The sequence below is a fragment of the Lentilactobacillus sp. TOM.63 genome (assembly GCF_030361045.1).
GTDB classification, from domain to species: Bacteria; Bacillota; Bacilli; order Lactobacillales; family Lactobacillaceae; genus Lentilactobacillus; species Lentilactobacillus dabitei.
In genome coordinates, this window is record NZ_JAUCAP010000128.1 from 1 (window position 1) to 3,822 (window position 3,822).

A 3,822-nucleotide genomic window follows, 5' to 3' on the forward strand; every position below is an offset into this window, starting at 1 on the left:
CAATGTCACCCTTGAGATAACGAGAAACAACCTTCACTTTGAATTGACTACTATATTTTGTCACAAGAAAAGCCCCACAATCATTAGACTTACTTGTCTAACAATTGTAGGGCACTTCAATTACGGGTTGTAAAAAGAGCTACTTATTTAGGTTAATTATTTGATCACAAACGTATTGAATGAATTTGGAGACAACGTTGCTTTAAGGCTCTTGTCAGCATTCTCAGGATCAGCAAATGTAAATGGTAATTCACGAGTCAACGCATTTTGAACAACCACAACAATTTCACCGTCAGGATTACGAAAAGCCTTGCCCATTGAATTGAAATGACCAGTGGTTTCCAATACTTTGGCACCCGGTTTTACATAATGCGCATAATGCCGCATGACATAATATTCAGGGTTCCGAGTAACTTCATGTGTTTCAGAGTTGATTGAAAACATTGAGTTCTGATGCCATCCCCAGGTACTAATTGAATCTCCTAGGATAATATTCCAGTAGGTATATGCCGTCGCGCCAGCAGTAAAGTAATGATTGACTAAATGGAAAACATATTCAGCATAATCCCAACCATTTTCGCCAAATCCACACTCAGACTCAGTTTGAATCAATTCAAGTTCCGGCCAGGATTCATGGGTTCTCTCAATAGCGTGCTGACCAGCCCATTGATAACCAATCCCTTTGATGTATTTACGAGCTTCATCATCAAATAAAATATTATCAACGTAACGATTATAATTATCTAGTTTCACACCTGTAGCGGTGAATGACATATCTTCAGGACCATTTAACGTTCCTAAGAAAATTTCGGTATCAAGACCTGATCTTTCAAGGGTTGGTCCGAGATAATCACGAATAAATACCTTTAAATCATCACTGCTCCAAACACAAGACGGAAATTTTTGATCCGCGAACACCTCATTTTGTGGGCAAATTCGCTTAATATGAATACCTTGTTGTTCATAACTCTTGATATATTTTACAAAATAATTTGCGTAAGCTTGTAAATTTTCAGGAGTCATCACAATTTTGCCAAAGTTATAGGCCTTGGGGAATTTCATCCAAGTGGGTGGGGTCCATGGGCTAGCAAATAATTGCAGATTTGGTTGATATTTTTTTGCATTTTGAATATAAGGAATTAATGTTTGTTGATCATGGTCTATCGAAAAATTCTTAAGATCGTAATCACCATCTTGTTCATCATAACTGTACCATTGTTCTGCAAAATCATTGGCACCGATTGGTGTTCTATTGAAGCAAAAATTTAATTCATCAGGGGAGAAAAGGTCCTTATAAATCTTTTGTTGTTCATCATCATTCAACGTACTAAGAGGTAGGTAACCTAATTCATTGAAACAACCACCGAATCCTCGTATAGTTTGAAGCTCTTTTCCAGTTAACTGGAGATCGTTTGATCCTGCAGCATTGATAGACTCAGGATCTTTTGTTTGTAAATAAGCATTTTGGGTACTCTCAATCCATTTAATCATTTTATCCTCCTCATAAATTTCATCTTAAAACTAGTTATAATAATTTCTAGACTATTTTGTGGAACGAATCATTTGAATGAAGATACAAGCAATAAAGGCGAAGGCAATAGCTGTTGGGAAAACCAAATTGTATCCGCCACTGACGACCAAGATACTGGTAACAATTGGGCCGGCCATTTGTCCCAAGGTAGTCGCAATGTTCAAAATTCCTAAATCTTTTCCAGCTTCTTCTTTTGAAGGTAAAACATCCACATTCAGCGCTTGATCAACGGCTCCATAAACTGCGTAACCTAGGCCGGCAAACCCAGCAAATAGCATCATTGACGAGGGTGATTTCATAATCCATGGCAGTAAGTAACCAATAATTAATAGCACGGAAGCAACAATTACCGGCAACTTTCGTCTACCAATAAAATCAGAGATTGCCCCTGAGGCAATTGAGCCAACCAACCCAACAACCATCGTAATCACTGACATTACGGAAATAGTGGCTGCAGCAGATGTTTTACTTTGACCAATGAAGCTTTCCAAGATATACAACTGATAATTTAAAATCATGTAGTAACTGAAAATCAATAAAGTTCGTCCAACAAAGGCTAACCAGAAATCACGAGCACCTTTAACTGGTGGTCTGAATGACGCAATCAGTTCACCAAACCCACCCTTTACAGGAGGCATATCTTTTGATGATTTTTCTGTTGGCCAAACAATAACCGTACAAATTCCAGCAATACCCATTAAGACTCCAGCAATGATAAATCCTGGTAATTGAATCGTAATGAACCGCGCACCAATTAAGGTTCCCATTGAAGTTCCAACGTTAGTTCCTGCTGACATGAAGGCCGACATTGTTGCACGCATATCATCAGGTACTCGGTCTGACAAGGTAGCGATTACTGGCGCAATCATCATATTCAAACCAAACATACAAATACAGTACATAATACCAATCGCCCAAGCATTACTTAAAACACCAATCAAGAATAATGAAAGTCCACCGACCAAACCACCACCAACAACCCAAGGAGTCCGTCGGCCAAATACAGAACGTGTTCGATCAGAAAGATTTCCAAATAATAGGTTAGAAATTAACGAAGCAATTGCCGTCGCTGCATTAAGTACACCAAAAATTGCCGTTGAGGCATTAGGACCAACCAAATCTTTTAAATGCTGTGGAAGCAAGACCGCTGAAACGATTCCTAGCCCACCCATCCACAGAAGGGCAAATACAAAGAAACTTAGTGAGAATCTAATTCGATTTCCCTTACTCATCTTATTAATATCCGGTTCGTTGTTGATTGACTCAACAGACGCCTTTACTTGTTTTTCCATAGTCATTTTCCTCTTTTTTAGGATTAAAAATTTGCAATAATGGATGCTTCTGGATACGCTTTCATTTTTAACAATTTAACAAGCCTTATTTCAAATCAAACTATTATGGGTACAAATGAATCAATCTTTGCTTTATGGAATCAGAAAACAATTTATTGATTAGCTAGCTTAATAAATTTATCAACTTGTTCATAACTTGCACCGAGCATGACTGCAGAACGTAGTGGAATGTTTTCCAATAATTGAGCATTCTCTGCGGAAGGTTGAAGCTGACCCATCAACTTATCTAAGCCAGATTCAGCCAAAGCCTTAGCCAGATCCTTGTGAGCAATAATGTTTGCAAAATAAGTATCCCGATCAATAATTGGTTTATCATTAGTTGACCAGTTCAGTGTAAGACTTGACTGAAGTTCAATATCAGCTGATGATTTCCCGATTAAAATCTCATAGTTACCGTTATCAACCTGCCATGAGGATGTTTGTTCATTGTACCAACTAAAGGCTCGCCTCGATAAGGTTACTGCAACTTCTTTGGTCTCTCCTGTATTTAATTCAACCTTGGTAAAACCTCTAAGCTCTTTAAACGGCTTTTCAATATAACTGGCACGATTACGAACATAAATTTGAGCAATTTCTTGTCCAGCTCGATTACCGGTATTGGTTATCTTAAAGCGAACTTCTACTTGCTGTTCTTCTAACTCTTTAATTTTTAGTTCTGCATATTTGAATGTCGTATAGCTCAAGCCATAACCAAATGGGAATAACACTGGAATTTGTTTCATATCATAATAGCGGTAACCAACATACAATCCTTCGCGGTATTTCTCATGCTTCTCATTAACGTCAAAAGTTCCATATGTTGGTGTATCTTTGATACTAAGTGGGAAACTTTCGGCCAGCTTACCACTTGGATTAACGACACCGGTAGCGTCAAGAATCTTGTGTAAATGAAATGCCTTCGTACATATAATATGTATCTAACTTAAATAAATGATGCTT

Annotated in this window: 3 protein-coding genes; all 3 read right to left on the reverse strand. The window is 37.9% G+C overall.

What is annotated here, in order from left to right:
• Nucleotides 1-156: 156 nt before the first annotated feature.
• Nucleotides 157-1,491, reverse strand: a complete 1,335-nt coding sequence (locus QUF07_RS13415; protein WP_289427914.1) for a glycoside hydrolase family 30 protein — start codon at nt 1,489-1,491, stop codon at nt 157-159.
• Nucleotides 1,492-1,542: 51 nt separating this feature from the next.
• Nucleotides 1,543-2,823 carry an MFS transporter gene (locus tag QUF07_RS13420; RefSeq protein ID WP_289427915.1) on the reverse strand — a complete coding sequence of 427 codons (1,281 nt, stop codon included), beginning with the start codon at nt 2,821-2,823 and terminating at the stop codon, nt 1,543-1,545.
• Nucleotides 2,824-2,975: 152 nt separating this feature from the next.
• On the reverse strand, nt 2,976-3,605 hold the full coding sequence (locus QUF07_RS13425) for a fibronectin type III-like domain-contianing protein (RefSeq protein ID WP_289427917.1): 630 nt from the start codon (nt 3,603-3,605) through the stop codon (nt 2,976-2,978).
• Nucleotides 3,606-3,822: the final 217 nt, after the last annotated feature.